The 21,836-nt window shown below is 70.6% G+C and carries 17 protein-coding genes; 9 read left to right on the plus strand and 8 right to left on the minus strand.

Annotated features, from left to right (window positions below):
* Window positions 1–23 precede the first annotated feature (23 nt).
* The 4 genes from PUW82_RS10935 to PUW82_RS10950 all read left to right on the plus strand — a co-directional run bounded on the left by PUW82_RS10935 (window position 24) and on the right by PUW82_RS10950 (window position 5,240).
* Window positions 24–614: a DUF3000 domain-containing protein gene (locus tag PUW82_RS10935; protein ID WP_274222312.1), complete on the plus strand. Its 591-nt coding sequence runs from the start codon at window positions 24–26 to the stop codon at window positions 612–614.
* On the plus strand, window positions 607–1,803 hold the full coding sequence (locus tag PUW82_RS10940) for a ribonuclease D (RefSeq protein WP_274222313.1): 1,197 nt from the start codon (window positions 607–609) through the stop codon (window positions 1,801–1,803). The genes PUW82_RS10935 and PUW82_RS10940 overlap by 8 nt, the downstream gene beginning before the upstream one ends.
* Window positions 1,804–1,875: 72 nt before the next feature.
* Window positions 1,876–3,084: a thiolase family protein gene (locus tag PUW82_RS10945; protein WP_274222314.1), complete on the plus strand. Its 1,209-nt coding sequence runs from the start codon at window positions 1,876–1,878 to the stop codon at window positions 3,082–3,084.
* Between the two features lie 11 nt (window positions 3,085–3,095).
* Window positions 3,096–5,240 (plus strand): 3-hydroxyacyl-CoA dehydrogenase NAD-binding domain-containing protein, encoded by a 2,145-nt coding sequence (locus tag PUW82_RS10950; RefSeq protein WP_274222315.1) that lies wholly within the window; start codon window positions 3,096–3,098, stop codon window positions 5,238–5,240.
* A gap of 67 nt (window positions 5,241–5,307) precedes the next feature.
* Here PUW82_RS10950 and pepN read toward each other — a convergent pair whose 3' ends face one another.
* Window positions 5,308–7,812, minus strand: coding sequence for an aminopeptidase N (gene pepN / locus PUW82_RS10955; protein ID WP_274222316.1), 2,505 nt, complete (start codon window positions 7,810–7,812; stop codon window positions 5,308–5,310).
* Between the two features lie 67 nt (window positions 7,813–7,879).
* Here pepN and PUW82_RS10960 point away from each other — a divergent pair, with 67 nt between their 5' ends.
* Entirely contained in the window at window positions 7,880–8,557 is a 678-nt protein-coding gene (locus tag PUW82_RS10960) for a TetR/AcrR family transcriptional regulator (protein WP_274222317.1), read from the plus strand.
* Window positions 8,554–9,141, plus strand: a complete 588-nt coding sequence (locus PUW82_RS10965; RefSeq protein WP_274222318.1) for a hypothetical protein — start codon at window positions 8,554–8,556, stop codon at window positions 9,139–9,141. Before PUW82_RS10960 ends, PUW82_RS10965 begins: the two co-directional genes overlap by 4 nt.
* On the opposite strand, the gene dxs is transcribed toward PUW82_RS10965, so the two are convergent.
* From dxs to dut, 5 genes are all read right to left on the minus strand, one after another.
* Window positions 9,123–11,111 carry a 1-deoxy-D-xylulose-5-phosphate synthase gene (gene dxs, locus PUW82_RS10970; protein ID WP_274222319.1) on the minus strand — a complete coding sequence of 663 codons (1,989 nt, stop codon included), beginning with the start codon at window positions 11,109–11,111 and terminating at the stop codon, window positions 9,123–9,125. The genes PUW82_RS10965 and dxs overlap by 19 nt on opposite strands.
* Before the next feature lie 103 nt (window positions 11,112–11,214).
* Entirely contained in the window at window positions 11,215–14,073 is a 2,859-nt protein-coding gene (locus PUW82_RS10975; protein WP_274222320.1) for an aconitate hydratase, read from the minus strand.
* A 133-nt stretch (window positions 14,074–14,206) separates the two neighbouring features.
* On the minus strand, window positions 14,207–14,968 hold the full coding sequence (locus tag PUW82_RS10980; protein WP_274222321.1) for a DUF3159 domain-containing protein: 762 nt from the start codon (window positions 14,966–14,968) through the stop codon (window positions 14,207–14,209).
* Window positions 14,965–15,543 carry a DUF3710 domain-containing protein gene (locus PUW82_RS10985; RefSeq protein WP_274222322.1) on the minus strand — a complete coding sequence of 193 codons (579 nt, stop codon included), beginning with the start codon at window positions 15,541–15,543 and terminating at the stop codon, window positions 14,965–14,967. Before PUW82_RS10985 ends, PUW82_RS10980 begins: the two co-directional genes overlap by 4 nt.
* Window positions 15,540–15,992, minus strand: coding sequence for a dUTP diphosphatase (dut, locus tag PUW82_RS10990; protein ID WP_210004996.1), 453 nt, complete (start codon window positions 15,990–15,992; stop codon window positions 15,540–15,542). The genes PUW82_RS10985 and dut overlap by 4 nt, the downstream gene beginning before the upstream one ends.
* 12 nt (window positions 15,993–16,004) lie before the next feature.
* Here dut and PUW82_RS10995 point away from each other — a divergent pair, with 12 nt between their 5' ends.
* Window positions 16,005–16,475 (plus strand): DUF3093 domain-containing protein, encoded by a 471-nt coding sequence (locus tag PUW82_RS10995; RefSeq protein ID WP_274222323.1) that lies wholly within the window; start codon window positions 16,005–16,007, stop codon window positions 16,473–16,475.
* A 78-nt stretch (window positions 16,476–16,553) separates the two neighbouring features.
* Here the strand turns inward: PUW82_RS10995 and PUW82_RS11000 are convergent, their stop codons facing one another.
* Window positions 16,554–16,847, minus strand: coding sequence for a DUF4193 domain-containing protein (locus PUW82_RS11000; RefSeq protein ID WP_091499152.1), 294 nt, complete (start codon window positions 16,845–16,847; stop codon window positions 16,554–16,556).
* A gap of 229 nt (window positions 16,848–17,076) precedes the next feature.
* Between PUW82_RS11000 and sepH the strand changes: the two genes are divergently transcribed.
* Complete coding sequence (sepH, locus tag PUW82_RS11005) at window positions 17,077–18,108, plus strand: septation protein SepH (RefSeq protein WP_274222324.1); 1,032 nt, start codon at window positions 17,077–17,079, stop codon at window positions 18,106–18,108.
* A gap of 27 nt (window positions 18,109–18,135) precedes the next feature.
* On the opposite strand, the gene PUW82_RS11010 is transcribed toward sepH, so the two are convergent.
* On the minus strand, window positions 18,136–19,263 hold the full coding sequence (locus PUW82_RS11010) for an alkaline phosphatase family protein (RefSeq protein ID WP_274222325.1): 1,128 nt from the start codon (window positions 19,261–19,263) through the stop codon (window positions 18,136–18,138).
* Window positions 19,264–19,325: 62 nt separating this feature from the next.
* Between PUW82_RS11010 and PUW82_RS11015 the strand changes: the two genes are divergently transcribed.
* On the plus strand, window positions 19,326–21,785 hold the full coding sequence (locus PUW82_RS11015; RefSeq protein ID WP_274222326.1) for a DNA gyrase/topoisomerase IV subunit A: 2,460 nt from the start codon (window positions 19,326–19,328) through the stop codon (window positions 21,783–21,785).
* Window positions 21,786–21,836 lie beyond the last annotated feature (51 nt).

Here is a 21,836-nt window from a genome sequence, read left to right on the forward strand (position 1 = left end):
AGGCCTCACTCTAGTCTGTCGACGTGGCCGATCCCCGTCCTCCAGCTGACGCGGCGCCGTTCGCCGCCGCTCGTGAGGCGGTCCTGGCGATGGCGTTCCGCGACGACCTCGTCGTGCGCGAGATCCCCGCGCCCTCCGGGCTCGCGCCCGAGAGCCTCGCGCTCGCGGGCGACGTCCGCCCCGAGGATCACGGCGTCGACTCGCCCTACGGCACCGGGCGCATCGTCGTGCTGCACGACGCCGACGAGCCGGACGCCTGGGGCGGCCCGTGGCGGATCGTGGCGTTCGCTCAAGCTCCGCTCGAGCCCGAGATCGGCGTCGACCCCCTGCTGGCGGAGGTCGCGTGGTCGTGGCTGATCGACGCCCTCGAGGCTCGGTCGGCGTCGTTCCACTCGGTTTCGGGCACCGCCACGAAGACGCTGTCCCGTGGCTTCGGATCCCTGTCCGACGAGGGCGACGGCGCCCAGATCGAGCTCCGCGCATCCTGGTCGCCCGCGGGCGACATCACCGCCCACATCGACGCCTGGGCGGAACTGACCTGCATGCTGGCCGGCCTTCCTCCGGGGTCGGAGGGCGTCGCCGTCTTCGGAGCACGCCGAGGGAACCGTGGCTGAATACACCGTCATCGCGGATGACACCGAACTCGAACGCGCCGCGGCGCAGCTGGCATCCGGCTCCGGACCGGTAGCCGTCGACGTCGAGCGCGCATCCGGCTTCCGCTACTCGCAGCGCGCCTACCTGATCCAGGTGTTCCGGCGTGGCGCCGGGGTCTTCCTGTTCGACCCGCCGACCCTGTCGACCTTCGCGCCGCTGCAGGCCGCCATCGGCGACGCCGAGTGGGTGCTGCACGCCGCAAGCCAGGACCTCCCGTCGCTGCGCGAGGTCGGGCTCGACCCGGTCTCGATCTTCGACACCGAGCTCGCGGCACGCCTCCTCGGGCACGCCCGGGTCGGCCTCGGCGCCGTCGTCGAGGACACCCTCGGCATCGTGCTCGCCAAGGCGCACTCGGCGGCGGACTGGTCGACGAGGCCGCTGCCGCAGTCGTGGCTCGAATACGCCGCACTCGACGTCGAGCACCTCGTCGACGTCCGCGACGCCCTGGCGCAGGAGCTCGAGGCGCAGGACAAGGTCGAGATCGCAGCGCAGGAGTTCCGGGCCGTCCTCGACCGCCCCGTGAAGCCGCCGCGCGAGGATCCGTGGCGTCGCCTCAGCGGTCTCCACGCCGTACGCGGCCGGCGTGCCCTCGCCGTCGCCCGCGCCTTGTGGACGGCGCGCGAGGAGTACGCCCGCGAACAGGATGTCGCCCCCGGGCGCCTCGTTCCCGACCGCGCGCTCGTCGCCGCCCTCATCGCCGATCCGCAGTCGAAGCAGGACCTCGCGCGGGTCAAGGACTTCACCGGCCGCGCCAGCCGGTCGCAGCTCGACCGTTGGTGGGCCGCGATCGAGGCGGGCCGCGCGGAGCAGACGCTGCCGCCGGACCGCCTGCCCGGCGACGGCCTGCCGCCGCCCCGCGCGTGGGCAGAGCGCAACCCTCCCGCCGACGCTCGACTCAAGGCGGCCAAGCCGTTGGTCGAGCAGCGCGCCGAAGAGCTCGCGATGCCCACGGAGAACTTGCTGACGCCCGACCTCCTCCGCCGGGTCGCCTGGGCCCCGCCGGCCGAGGTCACCGTCGAGACGGTCGGCGAAGCGCTGGCCGCCCTCGGCGCGCGCCCGTGGCAGATTGAGCAGACCGCACAGGTGATCGCGCAAGCCTTTGTGGATTCCGTGAACGAGCCTCCCGCGCAGCCGTCGACCGCTTCGTAGGTTCGACCCAAGCGATTTTCCCGGCCCTCCGGGGTCTCTAGGCTGGTGGGGATCCCATCTTCTGGAGGCAAAGTGGCCGAGATCTCGGACGTCTACTTCATCGACGGCATGCGCACGCCTTTCGGGCGCGCCGGCGAGAAGGGCATGTACTGGAACACGCGAGCGGACGACCTCGTCGTCAAGGCGATTCGCGGGGTCCTCGAGCGGAACCCCGGCGTTCCGCTCGATCGGATCGACGACGTGGCGATCGCCGCGACGACACAGCAGGGCGATCAGGGCCTGACGCTCGGCCGCACGGCGGCGATCCTCGCCGGCCTGCCGCAGAGCGTTCCCGGCTTCGCCATCGACCGTATGTGCGCGGGCGCGATGACGAGCGTGACGACGATGGCCGGTTCGATCGGCGTCGGCATGTACGACCTCGCGCTGGCCGGCGGTGTCGAGCACATGGGTCGGCACCCGCTCGGCGGCAGTGACGCCGATCCCAACCCGCGCTTCCTCACCGAGAAGCTCGTGAGCGCCGACGCCCTGAACATGGGCATCACGGCCGAGCGCCTGCACGACCGCTTCCCCGCCCTGACGAAGGAGCGCTCGGATCGCTTCGGCATGCGCAGCCAGCACAGGGCGCAGGCGGCGTACGACGCCGGCAAGATCCAGCCCGACCTCGTGCCTGTCGCCGTCACGTCGGCCGACGGCGCGTGGGGACTCGCGACCGAGGACGAGGGCCGCCGCCCCGAGACGACGATGGAGGGCCTCGCTCAGCTGAAGACGCCGTTCCGTCCGCACGGACGCGTCACCGCCGGCACCTCCTCGCCGTTGACCGATGGGGCGACGATGAGCCTGCTGGCCGGCTCGCGCGCCGTGAAGGAGCTCGGGCTCACCCCGAAGATGCGCCTCGTGTCCTTCGGCTTCGCCGGAGTGCAGCCCGAGGTCATGGGCATCGGCCCGATCCCGTCGACCGAGAAGGCGCTGGCGAAGGCAGGACTGACGATCGACGACATCGGGCTGTTCGAGCTCAACGAGGCGTTCGCGATCCAGGTGCTGTCGCTGCTGGACCACTTCGGGATCGACGACGACGACCCCCGGGTGAACCCGTGGGGCGGCGCGATCGCCGTGGGCCACCCGCTCGCGGCATCCGGTGTGCGGCTCATGCTCCAGCTCGCGGCGCAGTTCGCCGAGCGCCCCGACGTCCGCTACGGCCTCACGGCGATGTGCGTCGGACTCGGCCAGGGCGGCTCGGTCATCTGGGAGAACCCGCACTACACCGGCAAGAAGAAGAAGTAAGGCGCGCCGACATGAGCTACGACGACATCGACTTCTCCCCGCTCGACGCGCTGACCGGCGACGAGGTGGTGACGCACGCGCTGGTGCGCGACATCCGTCTCGCGTCGGGACGCACGCTCGCTCTCATCACGCTCGACAACGGGCGGGATCACACCCGCCCCAACACGCTCGGACCCGCGACGCTCGCCGAGCTCGGGGGCGTGCTCGACACCCTCGCCGCGCGGGGCCGCGCCGGCGAGATCGACGCGGTCGGCATCACGGGGAAGAAGTACATCCTCGCCGCCGGCGCCGACCTGTCGGACGTGTCGCGCCTGCCCTCGCCCGAGATCGCGAGGCTCGTCGCCCAGCGCGGACACCAGGTGCTCGGCCGGCTGTCGACACTCGGCGTCCCCTCGTTCGCGTTCGTCAACGGCCTCGCCCTCGGCGGCGGCCTCGAGATCGCGTTGAACAGCACGTACCGCACGGTCGACTCCTCCGCAGCGGCGATCGCGCTGCCCGAGGTCTTCCTCGGCCTCATCCCGGGCTGGGGTGGCGCGTATCTGCTGCCGAACCTCATCGGCATCGAGAACGCCCTGGAGGTGGTGATCAGCAACCCGCTGAAGCAGAACCGCGTCCTCAAGCCGCAGCAGGCGTTCGACCTGGGCATCATGGATGCGATCTTCCCGGCCGTCAGCTACCTCGAGGACTCGCTGCGCTGGGCGGACGGCGTGCTCGGCGGCGCCGTCAAGGTCGACCGCAGGAACGAACCCGGACGCATCGAGCGGCTCACCAAGTGGCCCATCGCGATCAAGGTCGCCCGCGGCATGCTCGAGTCGAAGATCGGCACGGTGCCGCGCGCGCCGTACATCGCGCTCGATCTGCTCGACAAAGCCCGAAGCGGCAGCCGCGACGAGGGCTTCGCCCGCGAGGACGACGCGCTCGCGGAGCTCATCTCGGGCGACCAGTTCGCCGCGTCGATGTACGCCTTCGATCTGGTGCAGAAGCGGGCGAAGCGCCCCGTCGGCGCTCCCGACAAGTCCCTCGCCAAGAAGGTCACGAAGGTCGGGATCATCGGCGCCGGCCTCATGGCCAGCCAGTTCGCGCTGCTGTTCGTGCGCAAGCTGCAGGTGCCGGTGCTGATCACCGACCTCGATCAGGCGCGGGTCGACAAGGGCATCGCTTACATCCACGAGGAGATCGGCAAGCTCGAAGCGAAGGGCCGGCTCGACTCCGACACCGCGGGCAAGCTGCGCTCGCTCGTGCACGGCACCGTCGACAAGGCCGAGTACGCCGATTGCGACTTCGTGATCGAGGCCGTCTTCGAAGAGGTCGGCGTCAAGCAGCAGGTCTTCGGCGAGATCGAGGGGATCGTCGCCGACGACGCGATCCTTGCGACCAACACCTCGTCGCTCTCGGTCGAAGAGATCGGGGCGAAGCTCGCCCACCCCGAGCGCCTCGTCGGGTTCCATTTCTTCAACCCGGTGGCGGTCATGCCGCTCATCGAGATCGTGCGCACTCCGCAGACGACGGATGCCGCTCTCTCGACCGCCTTCGTGGTCGCGAAGGGTCTCGGCAAGAACGCCGTGCTCACGGCCGACGCACCCGGCTTCGTCGTCAACCGCCTGTTGGCGAAGGTCATGGGCGAGGCGGCTCGGGCTGTTTACGAGGGCACCCCCGTCGCCGATGTGGAGCGAGCGTTCGCGCCGCTGGGACTGCCCATGGGACCGTTCCAGCTCATCGATCTCGTCGGGTGGAAGGTCGCGGCGCACGTCCAGGACACGATGACGTCGGCGTTCCCCGAGCGGTTCTACGCGAACGAGAACTTCCACCAGCTCGCTGAACTGCCCGAGGTCGTCGAGAAGGACAAGGGCGGCCGCGTCACCGGCTTCACGAAGGCAGCGGAGAAGATCGCGAAGAAGGCGACGGGCAAGACCCCCGCCTCGGCCGACACGATCCTCCGCCGGGTCCAGGACGGCCTCGCGCAGGAGATCAAGCTCATGCTCGACGAGGGCGTCGTGCCCGAGGTGGAGGACATCGACCTGTGCCTCATCCTCGGCGCCGGGTGGCCGTTCATCGACGGCGGCGCCTCGCCCTACCTCGACCGCGAGGGCGCATCGGAGCGCGCGTTCGGCGACACCTTCCACCACCCCCCGATCCGCGGTATCGCGCACCGCTGACCGATTCCTCGAGCGGAGAGCCCCGCGGCCTGTGCGCCGCGGGGCTCTTCGTCATCGCGGGCGACGCTCAGGCCGCGTCGCCCGCGGCACGCTGCACGCGCAGATCCCGCGCGAGCATGTCGCGCTGCTCGATGACGACGCGGCGCAGCGCCGCGGGTGCATCCGCGTGCGCTTCGAGCCACTGCGTCGATGCGGTGAGGTCGTCGCCGGCGGGGAACAGCCCGCGCACGAGCCGCCGGGCCATCTCGATGCTGCGGGATCGCCACACCGTCTCGATGCGTGAGAAGTAGTCGGCGTCGAGGGTCGCCACGAGGTCGCGGCGCCCGCCGGCCCGCACCCCCGCGATCGTCGCGTCGAGCTCGTCGTTCGACAGCGTCTCATCTGTCCAGGCGGCCATCCACGCGTCTCGCCGGATCGCAGCATCCGGTCGCGCGGCGAGAGCCGCCCGGTGCGCCGTCCGCCCTTTCGCCGTGTCGTCCCGGGTCAGCTCGGCGTCGATGTCAGAGACGGTCGCCGCCCCCGTGGCCGCGAGCGCGAACACCCAGCTCCAACGGAGGTCGGCGTCGAGCACGAGCCCATTCGGAGCGTCGCGGTCCCCGTCGAGCAACCCGCGCAGAGCGGTGGCGCGCCCGCCGTCGGCGGCCGCGGCGACACCGACCGTCCGCGCCCACACGAGCTGCGCATCGCTGCCCGGTGCGACCGAGAACACGGCGTCCCACGCCGTCTCGAGCCACGCGGCCGCGAGGGACGGGCGCCGCTCGGGGTGCGCGTAGTGCGCGATCGCATAGTTCGCGTGCGACAAGGCGTCGCCGAGCAGACCCACGTGCGATTCGCCGCGAGCGTGGCGGCCGACAATCCGGAGGTAGCGTTCGGCGCCGAGCACGCCGTCCCGGACCGCGTTCCACAGCGCCGCCCACACGACCGACCGCGCGAGCGGGTCGGCGAGGGTCGACAGCGACCGCTCGAGTGCCTCGGTCGTGGCGTCGTCGAGGCGCACCTTGGCGTACGTCCGGTCGTCGTCGTTCGGGATGACGAGGATGCCGTCGGCGTCGCCGGGCAGCGCGGTGCGGGCATCCGCGAGATCGACCTCGAGGCCGTCCTCCCGCTGGATGCGGCCGTCGGCCTCGCGGTAACGACCGATCGTCACACGGTGCGGACGCGGGTCGGTCTGCACGATGGTCGCCGGGCCGCCCGCGCCGCGTTCGACCGACAGCTCCGACATGCCCGTCGTCAGCAGCCACGCACGGCTCCAGTCGCGCAGGTCACGGCCGGACTCCTGCTCGAGCGCGCGCAGGAGGTCGTCGAGCGTGGTGTTCCCGTACGCGTGATCGGCGAAATACCGGCGCGTGCCCGCGAAGAACGCGTCCTCGCCGACGTAGGCGACCAACTGCTTCAGCACCGACGCCCCCTTGGCATAGGTGATTCCGTCGAAGTTCAGTTTCGCCGCCTGCAGATCGGGGATGTCGGCCACGATGGGGTGCGTCGTGGGCAGTTGGTCCTGCTCGTACGCCCACCCCTTGCGACGACTCGCGAAGCTCACCCACGCGTCGGGGTAGAGCCCCGTCGCGACCGAGGCGTGCGATCCCATGAAGTCGGCGAAGGACTCCTTGAGCCACAGGTCGTCCCACCACCGCATGGTCACGAGATCGCCGAACCACATGTGCGCCATCTCGTGGAGGATCGTGTTGGCGCGCGCCTCGTGCTGGGCGGTGGTCGACGCACCGCGGAAGACGTACGCCTCCGTGAAGGTGACGAGGCCCGGGTTCTCCATCGCGCCCAGGTTGTACTCGGGCACGAAGATCTGGTCGTACTTGCCCCAGGGGTAGACGAGCCCGAACGCGTCGGAGAAGAACGTGAGTCCGCGTCGGGTGACGTCGACGATCTCGTCGGCGTCGAGGTGGGCAGCCAGCGACGCACGGCACAGGACACCGAGCGCGACGTCGCCCTCCGGTCCCGGCCACCGGGCGTCGACGCGGTGGTACGGCCCGGCGGCCACGGCGGTGATGTAGCTCGAGATGGGCCGGGTCTCGGCGAACTCGACCTCCACTCCCCCCTCGACCTCGTGGCGTCGCGCCTCGGCGCCGTTGGAGAGCACCTGCCAACCGGTCGGCGCGCTCACCCGCATCCGCCAACGAGCCTTGAGGTCGGGCTGCTCGAAACAGGGGTACACGCGTCGGGCGTCGGCGGGCTCGTACTGCGTGTACAGATAGACGGCGTCGTCCACCGGGTCGACGAAGCGATGCAGGCCTTCACCGGATCGGCTGTACACGCCTCGGGCCGCGATCGTCACGACGTTGGTGTCGGCGAGCTCGGCGATGCGGATCCGAGCGCCGTCCCACTCGACCGCGCGGGACTCGCCGTTGACGGTCACCGCGTCCACGGACGCGCCGAGGAAGTCGATCCAGGTCTCGCCGCCGGCCGCCGCGTCGAACGCGAGCGTCGCACGGGTGGCGAAGGTGTTCACATCGAGCGCCGGGGCATCGCGCAGGTCGAGTGCCACGTCGATGGTCCGCACGCGGAGGTCGGCGGCGCGCCGCTGTGCGTCGGAGCGCGTGAGGTTGTCGTCGGTCATCCCCTCATGCTTCCATGCCCGGCTCGTGCGGCTGGCTGTCGACCGCGGGGCGTCGTACTATCTGAACATGTTCAGTGCTGATCGGCCCGAGGGCTCCAAACGAGACCGCACGCGCGCCGTCATCGTCGCGACCGCCCTGCGCTCCTTCCGCGAGCGAGGCTACGACGCCACGACGATCCGCCACATCGCCGCCGAGGCGGGGGTGTCGGTCGGGACGACCAACTACCACTTCGCCTCGAAGAACGAGCTCGTGCAGGAGTTCTATCTCCAGGTGCAGCACGCGCACCGGGATGCCGCCACCCCGCGCCTCGCTGAGACGCGGGACCTCGGCGAGCGACTGGCGGCGGTCTTCCACACCGGGCTGGATCAGCTCACGCCCACGCACGAGCACGCGCCCGAGTTCCTGACCGCGGCGGTCTCACCCCGCTCGTCCATCAACCCGCTCTCGCCCGAGTCGAACGCCGCGCTCGCCGTCGTGGAGGACCTCTTCCGCGAGGCGATCGCGGGCGCCGACCACAAGCTCCCCGCCGACATCGCCACCGCCCTCCCGAGCGCTCTCGTGCTGGCGCACCTCCTGTTGGCGATGTACTGGGTCTACGACGACTCCCCCGGTCAGGCTCGGACCCGCCGTCTGCTCGACAAGGGGCTCGGCCTCCTCGCCCTGGCACTGCCGCTCGCCCGCCTGCCGTTGCTGCGCCGGCCGCTGCGCGAGCTGCTCGATCTGATCGCCGAGGCGCGGTCGTGACCACCGCGACTCCGCAGCCGCTGGCCCCGTCGGGGTCGCCGCGCACCGACGACGAGCCGTTCGCGTTCACCCGGGCTGAGTTCCTGCGCGGTGCGGGGCGCGCGTGGCTGCGCACCACGCTGCTGCTCATCGCGGTGTGGGCTACGGCTACCATCGGGGTCGGCATCGTCGCGACGTTCGTCATCCTCCCGTCGTCGGCGGTCGCGATCGTGGTGGGAGCGCCCGGCGCCTACGCGATCGGCCGGCGGCTGCGCACCTCCTCTCGGGTGCGCCTGCATGTCACGGCGTTCGCCGCCTACGGCGCGCTGCTCGCGGTCGTGGTCACCGCCGGCTACATCCTGACCACCGCGACAGCAGACCTCGCTGCGCTCTCCGCATCGTGGTGGATGTTCCTCGTCAACGTGCCGGTGACCGCGTTCGGTCTCGCGAACGCCTGGTTCGCTACGGCGAAGCGGGCCGTGCCCGCCGCGTTCGCACCGCCGACGTCGCCGGGTGACGCGGACGCGGCGGTCGAAGACGACCTCGACGACCGCTACCGCGTCATCGACCCGGATCCGCGTCGGCGTCAGCGACCGCGGGCCTGAGGCTCACCGTCGGTCGCCTCCGAGCGGACCGGCGCGTCGGCGGCATCCACCCAGTCCGGTTCGGCCCCGGTGTGCGGTCGAGCGATCGGGATTCGCGTGCCCAGCACCTGCGACACGACGTCGTGGGCGATCTTCGCCGCCGTGAGCCCGGCATCCTCGAGGATCTCGTCGCGCTCGGCATGATCGATGAAGGCGTCGGGCAGACCGAGCTCGTCGACGGCCGTGTCGATGCCCGCCTCGCGGAGCACCTGGCGGATGCGGGTACCGATGCCGCCGACGCGGATGCCGTCCTCGATCGTGATGACGAGCCGGTGGCTCGCGGCGAGCTCGACGACGGACGGCGCGACCGGCACGACCCACCGGGGGTCGATGACGGTGGCACCGATCCCCTGCGCGCGCAGGCGGTCGGCGACATCGAGGGCGAGACGCGCCATGGGGCCAATTCCTACGATCAGCACGTCGTCCGATTCGCCGCGCACGAGCACGTCGGTGCCGTCGGCGCGTCGCTCAAGGGCCGGCAGCTCGGCTCCGACGCTCCCCTTCGGGTAGCGGACGACCGTCGGGGCGTCCTCGACGTCGAGCGCCTCGCGGAAGACCTCGCGCAGACGCTCCCCGTCACGCGGAGCCGCAATGCGGATATTCGGCACGAGCTGGAGCATCGCGAGATCCCAGATGCCGTGGTGGCTCGGGCCGTCCGGCCCGGTCACCCCGGCGCGGTCGAGCACGAACGTGACGCCGGCACGATGCAGCGCGACATCCATCAGCACCTGGTCGAACGCCCGGTTCATGAAGGTCGCGTAGATCGCCACGACCGGGTGCAGTCCGCCGAAGGCAAGACCCGCGGATGCCGCTGCCGCGTGCTGCTCGGCGATGCCCACATCGAGCACGCGCTCGGGGAAGCGCTGCGCGAACGGCAGCAGACCCGTCGGTCGCAGCATCGCCGCGGTGATCGCGACGACGTCGGATCGCTGCTCGCCGGCCGCGACGAGCTCGGACGCGAAGACGTCGGTCCAGCTCGTCGACGCGCTCGATGCCACCGGCCGACCCGTGATGGGATCGATTCTGCCGACCGCGTGGAATTGGTCCGCCTCGTCGAGCCGCGCCGGCTCGAAGCCCCGACCCTTCTCGGTGATGGCGTGCACGATGACCGGCGCGCCGTACGCCTTCGCCAGGCGCAGCGTCTCGATCATGGCCTCGAGATCGTGGCCGTCGACAGGCCCGAGGTACTTGATGTCGAGGTTGGAGTACAGGGCCTCGTTGTTGGCGAACCGCGACAGGAAGCCGTGGGTGCCGCCGCGAAGGCCCCGATACACCGCGCGCGCGGCCGGGCCGAGCCGGCCGAACAGTGACGCCGACCCCTCGTGCAGCGAGCGGTACGTGTCGCCGGTGCGCACCTTGTTGAGGAAGCGCGCCATGCCGCCGATCGTCGGTGCGTAGGACCGGCCGTTGTCGTTCACGACGATCACGAGATTGCGGTCGTTGTCGTCGGAGATGTTGTTGAGTGCCTCCCACGTCATCCCGCCCGTGAGCGAGCCGTCGCCGACGACGGCCACGACGTGGCGATCCGTGCGTCCCGTATGCGCGAAGGCGCGCGAGATGCCGTCGGCCCAGCTGAGCGAGCTCGATGCGTGCGAGGATTCCACGACGTCGTGGGGGCTCTCGCTGCGCTGCGGGTACCCGGCGAGGCCACCCCGCGAGCGCAGCCGCGAGAAGTCCTGACGCCCGGTCAGCAGCTTGTGCACGTACGACTGATGACCCGTGTCGAAGACCACCGGGTCGTTCGGCGAGTCGAACACGCGGTGGATCGCCAGCGTGAGTTCGACGACGCCGAGGTTCGGACCGAGGTGACCGCCGCTGCGCGCGACGTTCTCGACGAGGAAGGCCCGGATCTCGCTCGCGAGCGTCTCGAGCTCGGTGATCGAGAGGGCGTCGAGGTCGCGCGGGTGCGAGATCGAGGAGAGCAACGACATCCTGCTCCTCCTTCCGTCGGTGGCGGTAAGTCTAATCAGCCGGATGCACGAGAGGCCGGAGCGGGACGCTCCGGCCTCTCGGTCGCTGTCGCGGCGGGCTCGCTCAGACGAGCGAGCGCAGCACGTACTGCAGGATGCCGCCGTTGCGGTAGTAGTCCGCCTCACCCGGGGTGTCGATGCGAACGATCGCGTCGAACTCGATCGTCTGCTTGCCCTCGGGCGAGAACTCGCTCGGCTCGGCGACGACCTTCACCGTCTTGGGGGTGACGCCCTCGTTGAGCTGCTCGAGGCCCGTGATCGAGATGACCTCGGTGCCGTCCAGGCCCAGCGACTTCCAGCTCTCGCCGGCCGGGAACTGCAGCGGGACGACGCCCATGCCGATGAGGTTCGAGCGGTGGATACGCTCGAAGCTCTCGGTGATGACGGCCTTGACGCCGAGGAGGTTGGTGCCCTTCGCGGCCCAGTCGCGCGACGAGCCCGAGCCGTACTCCTTGCCGCCGAAGATGACCAGCGGCGTGCCCGCGGCCTGGTAGTTCTGGCTCGCGTCGTAGATGTACGACTGCGGACCGCCCTCCTGCGTGAAGTCCCGGGTGTAACCGCCCTCGACGACCTTGCCGTCGTTGACCGCCGCGGTGAGCTCGTTCTTCAGGCGGATGTTCGCGAACGTACCGCGGATCATCACCTCGTGGTTGCCGCGACGCGAGCCGTAGGAGTTGAAGTCCTTCTGCGCGACGCCGTGCTCGGTCAGGTACTGCGCGGCGGGCGTGCCGGCCTTGATGTTGCCCGCCGGGCTGATGTGGTCGGTCGTGACCGAGTCGCCGAGCGTCGCCATGACGCGCGCGCCCGTGATGTCGGTGACCGGGGTCAGCTCCATCTGCATGCCGTCGAAGTACGGAGCCTTGCGGACGTACGTCGAGTCCTGGTCCCACTCGAAGACCGGGCCGGTGGGGGTGGGCAGGTTCTTCCAGCGCTCGTCACCGTCGAAGACGGTGGCGTACTGCTTGATGAACTGCTCGCGCGAGATCGACGAGTCGATGATCTCCTGCACCTCGTCGGTGGCGGGCCAGATGTCCTTCAGGAAGACGTCGTTTCCCTCGGAGTCCTTGCCCAGCGCGTCGGTCTCGAAGTCGAAGTTCATCGAGCCGGCGAGGGCATAGGCCACCACGAGCGGCGGCGAGGCGAGGTAGTTCATCTTCACGTCGGGGCTGATGCGGCCCTCGAAGTTGCGGTTGCCCGAGAGCACGGCGGTGACGGCGAGGTCGTTCTCGTTGATCGCCTCCGAGACCTCCTCGATGAGAGGGCCGGAGTTGCCGATGCAGATCGTGCAGCCGTAGCCGACGGTGTAGAAGCCGAGGCTCTCGAGGTCCTTGTCGAGCCCGGACTTCTCGTAGTAGTCGGTGACGACCTTCGAGCCGGGGCCGAGCGTCGTCTTGACCCAGGGCTTGCGCGTCAGGCCGCGCTCGGCCGCCTTGCGAGCCAGCAGGCCCGCCGCGATCATGACCGACGGGTTCGACGTGTTCGTGCACGAGGTGATGGCCGCGAGGGTCACCGCGCCGTGGTCGAGGAGGTAGCTGTCACCCGAGGGCTGCGTGACCTTGACCGGCTTCGAGGCTGCGTGACGCGCGCCGCTCGAGAGCAGTCCCGCGTGGGCGTGCTCGTGCTGGTGAGAGATCGTGTCGTCGGAGAGCGTCTCGTGCTCGACGCCCGGGGAGTTGCCGGGGTCGGAGGCGGGGAAGGTGCCCTCCACCTCGACCGCCTCGTCGGCGGGCGTGGCGTAGTTGAGGATGTCCTTGGCGAACTGCTGCTTCGACTCCGACAGGAGGATGCGGTCCTGCGGACGCTTCGGGCCGGCGATCGACGGCACGACGGTCGACAGGTCGAGCTCCATGTACTCGCTGTAGCTGGGCTCGTTGGCCGGGTCGTGCCAGAGCGACTGCTCCTTCGCGTACGCCTCGACGAGGGCGACGGTCTGCTCGTCGCGACCGGTCAGGCGCAGGTAGTCCAGCGTGACGTCGTCGATCGGGAACATCGCCGCGGTCGAGCCGAACTCGGGGCTCATGTTGCCGATGGTCGCGCGGTTCGCGAGCGGCACGGAGCCGACGCCGGCGCCGTAGAACTCGACGAACTTGCCGACGACGCCGTGCTTGCGCAGCATGTCGGTGATGGTCAGGACGACATCGGTCGCGGTCACGCCGGCGGGGATCTCCCCCGTGAGCTTGAAGCCCACGACACGCGGGATCAGCATCGAGACCGGCTGACCGAGCATCGCCGCCTCGGCCTCGATGCCGCCGACGCCCCAGCCGAGCACGCCCAGGCCGTTAACCATCGTGGTGTGCGAGTCGGTGCCGACGCAGGTGTCGGGGTACGCGCGCAGCACGCCGTCGACGTTGCGGTCGTAGATGACCTTCGCGAGGTGCTCGATGTTCACCTGGTGCACGATGCCGGTGCCCGGGGGGACGACCTTGAAGTCGTCGAAGGCGCCCTGGCCCCAGCGCAGGAACTGGTAACGCTCGCCGTTGCGCTCGTACTCGATCTCGACGTTGCGCTCGAGGGCGTTCTCGCTGCCGAAGAGGTCGGCGATGACCGAGTGGTCGATGACCATCTCGGCCGGAGAGAGCGGGTTGATGCGGCTCGGGTCTCCCCCGAGCGCCGTGACGGCCTCGCGCATCGTGGCGAGGTCGACGATGCAGGGAACGCCCGTGAAGTCCTGCATGACGACGCGGGCGGGGGTGAACTGGATCTCGGTGTCGGGCTCGGCGGCCGCGTCCCACGATCCCAGCGCACGGATCTGCTCCTGCGTGACGTTCGCGCCGTCCTCGGTGCGCAAGAGGTTCTCGAGCAGCACCTTGAGGCTGAAGGGAAGGCGGTCGAAGCCTTCGACCGTGTCGATCCGGAAGATCTCGTAGTCGGTACTGCCGACCGTCAGGGTGCTCTTGGCTCCGAAGCTGTCAACAGTGGACACGTCTGCTCTCCTTCATCGGCGGGCCGCACGCTCGCGCGCACTGTCCCATCATCCCCTCGCCGCACCGGTCGATCTAGTGAGGCGACCCTTAGTCGGATCGGGGGGAATTTATCTTGACGTCAAGATAAATATATCACTCGGGGCGGCGCGGGTAGAGCGTGCGCACCGCGAGCCAGGTGACCGCCGCGAGCGGCGCGAACAGGGGCAGTCCCATGACGAGCTTGAGCGTGCCCAGTGCCGCGACCTCGTTGGCGAAGTAGAGCGGCAGCTGCACGGCGAGCCGGGCGAAGAAGAGGCCGGCCCAGGCGATGGCGAGCCAGAAGTAGACGCGGCGCTTGCGTCGGTCACGACGCCACGCGACGCCCTCGTTCATGAGGAACCCGGCGGCGAGACCGATGAGCGACCACCCGACGAGAGCGGAGACGAGAAACGCGGTGCCGTAGGCGGCGTTGGTGATCAGCCCGGGGATGAAGTTGTCCTGGCCACGCCCCGTCCACAGCGCCAGGCCCGCGGCCACCGCGGTCGCGATGAGCCCGCCGAACGCGGCGCCGGCAGGACCCCGTTGCACGAGGCGGATGAGCGTGAAGACCGCCGCGACACCGACGGACAGGCCGAGCGAGAGCCACAGGTCGGCCTCGCGCGTCTCGGGGTCGGTCGTCAAGGTGAAGACGACGATGAAGACGAGCCCGGGCAGCACCGCCTCGAGCACACCGCGGAACCCGCCCATGGCGCGCCACACGACGCCGCCCGTGGAGGCCTCCGTCGACGGGTCGAAGCCCGCCTTGCGCGCCGCCTCGCCGAGCGCGGCGCCGAGCACTCCCGACGCCGATGGCTCCGGAGGAGTGAGGTCGCTCGGGCGCCGATCGGATGCCGCGGGGCGTTCCTCGTCGCTCACGCCGAGCCGGGGGTCGCGGGCATCTTCAGCGGGATGAGGTCGCGCGGCGGCATGGGAGATCCGCCGCGCACGACCACGAGCGAGCGGAACAGGTCTTCGACCTGGGCCGCGGCCTCGATGTCGCTGGTCGCCGCGCCCCCGATGACGCCGCGCAGGAACCAGCGCGGGCCGTCGACGCCGACGAAGCGAGCGAGGCGCTTGCCGCTGCCGTCCGCTCCGGCGATGACGGGGACCTCGGCGAGAAGCTCCGGCCCGAGCGGGCCCTCGCGCTCCTCGACCCGGCCGCCCTGCTGGCGCACCTGCTGCCGGATCTGCTCCCGGGTCTCCTCCCAGAGCCCGGTCGAGCGCGGTGCCGCGAACGGCTGCACCTGCAGCGTCGAGCCGGCGTAGTCGAGTCCGACTGCAACGATGCGCTTGGTCTGCTCCTCGACCTCGAGGCGGAGGTTCAGGCCTTCGCGCGGCAGCACCTTGATGCCGCCCAGGTCGATGTAGGGGCGGACCGGATTCGCCTCGGACTCGTCGAAGGGTCCGTTGGATGCACGGTCGGCGGGCGCGGTCTTCACGTCGTCGCTCATGTGGGGATTCCTGCCTTCTGGTAGCCGGTGGAGCCGAAGCCGCCTTCGCCGCGCACGCTTTCGGGCAACGCGTCGACGGGAAGGAACCTCGCCCGGGTGACCGGCATGACGATGAGTTGGGCGATGCGGTCGCCGGGGGCGATCTCGTAGGCCTCGGAGGTGTCGGTGTTCAGGAGCGCGACCTTGATCTCGCCCCGGTAGCCCGCGTCGACGGTTCCGGGCGAGTTCACCACGGTGATGCCGTGCTTCGCGGCCAGGCCGCTGCGCGGCACCACGAACGCCGCGTACCCCTCGGGCAGCGCGACGCGTACACCGGTGCCCACGAGGGCGCGCTGCCCGGGCTCGAGGCGCACCGACTCGGCAGACGTCAGATCCGCACCTGCATCGCCCGGGTGGGCGTAGGCGGGAACGTCTGCAGCGATAATGGGGACGTCCACGGATTCGGTCACCCCACGAGGCTAATGCACAGTTCCGCCCCCGCCACCTTGCCCGACGCGAGCTATCGCGAGCGGATGAGCCCGTCGCTGTGGGTGCTCGTGAGCGCCGCCGTCTGCGGCCCGATGGTCGCGCTCGTGCTCGCGCCGCTCGACTCCGTCCTCGGTCTCATCGCCGGCATCGTCGTCGGGGCGGCCGTCGTCGCGGCTCTCGTTCTGCTTTCGCCGGTCGTGACCGTCTCGGACGGCTGGCTGCGGGTGGGCCGCGCGCGCATCGAGCTCGCGTACCTCGGCGACATCGAGACGTTCACGGGCGACGACGCCCGGCAAGCGCGTGGCCCCGGCCTCTCGCCGTCCTCGTGGCACCTGCTGCGCGGCGGCATCGACGGCGTCGTGCGGGTGGAGGTGCGCGATGCCGACGACCCGGTGAGCCACTGGGTCTTCTCGTCGCGGACGCCCGAGCGGGTCGCCGCGATCATCCGAAGCGCGCGGGGCTGACCCGCGCGATCGCGCCGACCCCGAATACGACACCGGCCCCCGACGCCGAAGCGTCGAGGGCCGGAGAGTCGGTGGTCGTCAGGCGGCGCACTCGGTGCAGATAGCGCCGACCGACGTCTCGTGGTCGATCTGCGTGCGGTGCTTCACGAGGAAGCACTCCATGCAGGTGAACTCGTCCTCCTGCGGGGGCAGCACGACGACGTCCAGCTCGAGGTCGGACAGATCGGCGCCGGGGAGCTCGAACCCGGAGGGGTTGTCGGCGTCCTCGTTGTCGATCGACCCCGAGGACTTGTCGGGGACGCGCTCCTTGAGGGCCTCGATCGACTCACTGTCGTCCTCGGTCTTGCGGGGTGCGTCGTAATCCGTAGCCATGTCGAAAGGCCTCTACTTCCAGGTGTTGCCGGTTGCCGCGCCGAGTGGGGCGGCGATAGTTTGCATGACCGGCGCAGTTTTCGCAAAACGTCGCGGAAGACGATTCCGCGATCGGGCGGGATCCGCCGGCTCGACCCCCGAAACCGACGGCGCGCCCGCGATATTCCCGCCGTCCTCGGAACGCTGTGACACCATGACGGCACACGTATCCGTTGGGAGGGTTCTGCGCATGGAACAGCTCAAGGTCATCGGGACCGAGGAGGGCATCCTCGTCCTCGCCACCGAGTCCGGGGAGCGCTTCGCGCTGCCGGTCAACGAGACCCTGCGCGCTCAGCTGCGCACGGCCCGCCCCTCCGACGAGCCCCGCGCGGCACGGCCGAGCCCCCGCGAGATCCAGGCGCACATCCGTGCCGGGATGAGCGCGGCAGACGTCGCGACCCTCCTCGGCGTCCGCGTCGAGGACGTCACCCGGTACGAGCGGCCGATCATCGCCGAGCGCGAACACATCGTCGGTCAGGCCCTCGCCGTGCCCGTGCTCATCGCGGGCGAGCTCGAACCCGACGCGCAGCCGACGTTCGGCACCGCCGTGCGCACCAAGCTGAGCGAGGCCGGCGCGACCGGCGAACGATGGACGAGCTGGCGCGAGGCGGACGGCTGGGTCGTCAAGCTCGAGTTCACCGTGAGCGAGGTCGAGCACGACGCCCGGTGGTCGTTCGATCCGCGCCGGTCGTCGCTATCGCCGCTGAACTCGGACGCGACGCAGCTGTCCCGCCAGGGGTCGCTGCCCGAAGGCCTGATCCCCCGCCTGCGCGCGCTCGACACCCCGCAGCCCAAGGACGACTCCCGCTTCGACAGCGGCGCGTTCGGGCCGCGGCATCCCGCCCTCTTGGACCCCGAGACGGCGTCGCCCACGAACCCGCGCGGCGCCGCGTCGGCAGCGCAGGATGCCGCGATCAAGCGCGCTCCCGAGCCCGTGGTGACCTCGTCCGAGACGGCCGACCTGCTCGAGGCGCTGCGTCGTCGGCGCGGGCAGCGCGAGCCCATGCCGAGCGACGAGCGCAGCGACACCCGTGAGCGCACCCCCGTCGCCCTGTTCGACGCGCTCGAGCCGGGCTACCAGGAGCCCGAGCCGGCCCCCGAGCCCGAGCCTCAGCCCGAGGCGACCGACGAGTCGGCTCAGCCCGAGACCCGTCGCCGCGGCCGCACCTCGATGCCGTCGTGGGACGAGATCGTCTTCGGCGCCCGCAGCGAAGACGCCTGACGCCGGCGAACTCGACGCCGGTTCAGGTCAGGCGAAGGCGCCCAGGCGCACGAGCGGGACGATGCGCTCCTGATCGGTGAGCGACCCGTGCTGGCCGACCATGCGTTGCGCCTTCTTGTCGCTGAGTCGATCGTCGTAGTACGCCACCGCAGTCCGCGCCGCGACGAGCACGTCACCGATGCGCGGCGCCACGTCGGTGTCCACCGGTCCGAACACGCCCGCGGCGACGGCTTCGTCGCGCGAGAGCACCCATGAGCGTTCGCTCTCACTGTCGCGCCAGCGAGCCGCGACGGCGTCCGCAGCTCCCGGCTCGGCGTACAGGTGCAGCATCCGAGGCTCGCCCGCGATCATCTCGACGCCGTCGACGAGCGCGTCACCCGCCTCGAGCAGGACGTGTCGGTGCGCGGCGACGTCGACCATGCCGTGGTCGGCTGTGAGGACGGCGCCGATGCCCGGACCCAGCTGCCGGTCCCATCGACGCAGCATGGCGTCGATGGACTCGAGCTCCGCCGACCACCGCTCACTCTCCCACCCCTCCGCATGCCCGATGACGTCGAGCTCCGGGATGTAGACGTAGATCAGCGCACCGGGATGCTGCGCTGCCAGCGCCTCCGCGAGCGCGAGGCGCTCTTCGACGCTCTTCGCGCCGACGAACCGCGCGCCCCGCACGGTCGCGCGCGTGAACCCGGTGTCGGCGTACTGGGGCCGGCTGACCACGAAGCACGGCCGGCCGGCGGCTGCCTCGCGCTCGAAGATGGGGGTCAGGCGCTGCCACGTGAGCGGGTCCAGCCCGTCGCTCTCCCAGCCCGTCAGCTGATTGGGGGCGAGGTCGGTGCCCGGTATCCGGACGCGGTAACCGAGGATGCCGTGCTGCCCGGGCATGGCCCCGGTGAACAGGCTCGTCAGCGCGGCCGACGTGGTCGCGGGGAACACCGTACGGGCGGCATCCCGTTTGGTCATCCGCTCGGTGAGGAACCGCGCGTACGCGGCGCGCATCGCGAGGTTGCCGCGCCCCAGACCGTCGGCGACGATGACGATCGCGGACGTCACCGGCGCGAACCAGTCCCCGGTGCCGGAGAGCGACCCGATCAGCTGCGGCAGCACACCGGTGAGGCTCCGGGCCGACGGCGGGTCGATCGGTAGGCTGGAGGGCATCGCGGACAGTCTCGCACACGAGCGTCCGCCCCCGAATCCCCGATCGAGGTCCGCACAGCTTCATGGCCGCATCCCGCACCGCATCCCCCGTCCCCGACCAGCCGGAGCGCATCGAGGACGTCGACCTGTCGGCCGAGATGCAGGGATCGTTCCTCGAATACGCGTACTCGGTCATCTACTCGCGCGCCCTCCCCGACGCCCGCGACGGTCTCAAGCCCGTGCAGCGACGCATCCTGTACCAGATGGCCGACATGGGGCTGCGTCCCGATCGAGGCCACGTCAAGAGCGCCCGCGTCGTCGGCGAGGTCATGGGAAAGCTGCATCCCCACGGCGACTCCGCCATCTACGACGCCCTCGTGCGCCTGGCGCAGGACTTCGCGCTGCGGGTGCCGCTCGTGGACGGGCACGGCAACTTCGGTTCGCTCGATGACGGCCCGGCCGCCGCCCGGTACACCGAGGCGCGCCTCGCGCCCTCCGCGCTCGCGCTCACCGAGAACCTCGACGAGGATGTCGTCGACTTCATCCCCAACTACGACGGGCAGTTCCAGCAGCCCGCGGTCCTGCCGGCCGCCTACCCCAACCTGTTGGTCAACGGCACGACCGGCATCGCCGTCGGCATGGCGACGAACATGGCGCCGCACAACCTCATCGAGGTCGTGGCGGCCGCCGTGCACCTGCTCGAGAACCCCGACGCGACCCTCGACGAGCTCATGGAGTTCGTCCCCGGCCCCGACCTGCCCGGCGGCGGCGTCATCGTCGGCCTCGACGGCATCAAGGACGCCTACACGAACGGCCGCGGCACGTTCCGCACCCGCGCGAAGGTGTCCGTCGAGTCGCTCGGACCGCGCCGCACCGGCCTCGTCGTGACCGAGCTTCCGTACATGGTCGGTCCCGAGCGGATCATCGAGAAGATCAAGGACGCCGTCAACGCGAAGAAGCTGACCGGCATCGCGGACGTCCAGGACTTCACCGACCGCAATCACGGTCTGCGTCTGGTGATCACGATCAAGACGGGCTTCGACCCGAACGCGGTGCTGGAGCAGCTGTACCGCCTCACTCCGCTCGAGGACTCGTTCGGCATCAACAACGTCGCGCTCGTCGACGGGCAGCCGCAGACCCTCGGTCTGAAAGAACTGCTGCGCGTCTACCTCGACCACCGGCTCGAGGTCGTCACGCGGCGCAGCCGCTACCGCCTCGCGCGCAAGCAGGAGCGCCTGCACCTCGTCGAGGGCCTGCTCATCGCGATCCTCGACATCGACGAGGTCATCCAGGTCATCCGCTCCTCCGATGACGGCGAGCAGGCACGCGGACGCCTGATCGAGGTCTTCGACCTGTCGCAGCCGCAGGCGGAGTACATCCTGGAGCTGCGGCTGCGCCGCCTGACGAAGTTCTCACGCATCGAGCTCGAGACCGAGCGCGACCAGTTGAAGGCCGAGATCGCCCACCTCGAAGAGCTGCTCGCGAGCGACATCCTGCTGCGCGCACAGGTGGCGCGTGAGCTCGAAGCGGCCTCCGATACCTACGGAACGCCGCGCCGCACCTTGCTGCTCAACGGCGGTCCCGTCACGGCGCGCTCGGGCAAGAAGGCCGGCGTCGACCTGCAGATCGCGGATGCGCCGTGCCGGGTGTTCCTCTCGGCGACCGGCCGGATGGTGCGCGCCGAGCTGGGCGAGGACCTGCTCAGCAGCGGCATCGTGCCACCCGCGCGGCGCAGCAAGCACGACGCCATCCGCTCGGCCGTCGACGCGACGGTCCGCGGTGATCTCGGTGCCGTCACGAGCACCGGCCGCCTCGTGCGCTTCTCCCCCGTCGACCTGCCCTCCGTCCCGGGCAACAGCGTTCAGCTGGCGGCCGGCACGAAGGCCGACCAGTACCTGGGGCTCGCCGCGCAGGAGCATGTCGTGGCGATCGTCCCGCTGACCGGCGAGCCGCCCATCGCCCTGGGCACGGCGCAGGGCGTCGTCAAGCGCGTGAGCGCAACCGAGCTCGCTCCCGGAAAGCCCGACGCCGAGATCATCGCGCTCAAGCCCGGCGACCGGGTCGTGGGTGCCGCCCCCGCGGCGGACGGCGCGGAGCTCGTCTTCGTCACCTCCGACGCCCAGCTGCTGCGCTTCGATGCGGCTTCCGTCCGCCCGCAGGGCCGAGCCGCGGGCGGGATGGCGGGCGTGCGCGTCGCCGACGGAGAGCGCGTCATCGCGTTCACCGCTGTCACGGCCTCGGAAGAGACCGTGGTCGTGACGATCGCCGGCTCGACGCAGTCCCTCGTCGGCGCCGACGCCGGCAGCGGCAAGGTTTCGGCGTTCTCGGAGTTCCCCGCGAAGGGTCGCGCCACGGGCGGCGTCCGCGCGCAGCGCTTCCTGCGCGGTGAAGACACGCTCACCATCGCATGGGTCGGCGATGCGCCGCGAGCGGTCGGACCCGACGGCGCGACACGCACGCTGCCCGAGCGGGGCGCCAAGCGCGACGCCTCGGGCCAGCCGCTCGACGGCGTCATCGGCGCGATCGGCACCGTCGTCGCCTGACGCGCGGTCAGCCGACGCGCGCGTCAGGCCGACGTGCGCGTCAGGCCGACG

It is taken from the genome of Microbacterium thalli (assembly GCF_028737325.1).
In the GTDB taxonomy this organism is placed as follows: Bacteria; Actinomycetota; Actinomycetes; order Actinomycetales; family Microbacteriaceae; genus Microbacterium; species Microbacterium thalli.

Bases quoted from the DNA above. Each gene is read 5' to 3' on its own strand.
- PUW82_RS10950 (WP_274222315.1), top strand. From the start codon at position 3,096: ATGAGCTACGACGACATCGACTTCTCCCCGCTCGACGCGCTGACCGGC.
- pepN (WP_274222316.1), bottom strand. From the start codon at position 7,812: ATGACCGACGACAACCTCACGCGCTCCGACGCACAGCGGCGCGCCGCC.
- PUW82_RS10960 (WP_274222317.1), top strand. From the start codon at position 7,880: ATGTTCAGTGCTGATCGGCCCGAGGGCTCCAAACGAGACCGCACGCGC.
- dxs (WP_274222319.1), bottom strand. From the start codon at position 11,111: ATGTCGTTGCTCTCCTCGATCTCGCACCCGCGCGACCTCGACGCCCTC.
- PUW82_RS10985 (WP_274222322.1), bottom strand. From the start codon at position 15,543: ATGAGCGACGACGTGAAGACCGCGCCCGCCGACCGTGCATCCAACGGA.
- PUW82_RS10995 (WP_274222323.1), top strand. From the start codon at position 16,005: ATGCACAGTTCCGCCCCCGCCACCTTGCCCGACGCGAGCTATCGCGAG.
- PUW82_RS11000 (WP_091499152.1), bottom strand. From the start codon at position 16,847: ATGGCTACGGATTACGACGCACCCCGCAAGACCGAGGACGACAGTGAG.
- sepH (WP_274222324.1), top strand. From the start codon at position 17,077: ATGGAACAGCTCAAGGTCATCGGGACCGAGGAGGGCATCCTCGTCCTC.
- PUW82_RS11010 (WP_274222325.1), bottom strand. From the start codon at position 19,263: ATGCCCTCCAGCCTACCGATCGACCCGCCGTCGGCCCGGAGCCTCACC.
- PUW82_RS11015 (WP_274222326.1), top strand. From the start codon at position 19,326: ATGGCCGCATCCCGCACCGCATCCCCCGTCCCCGACCAGCCGGAGCGC.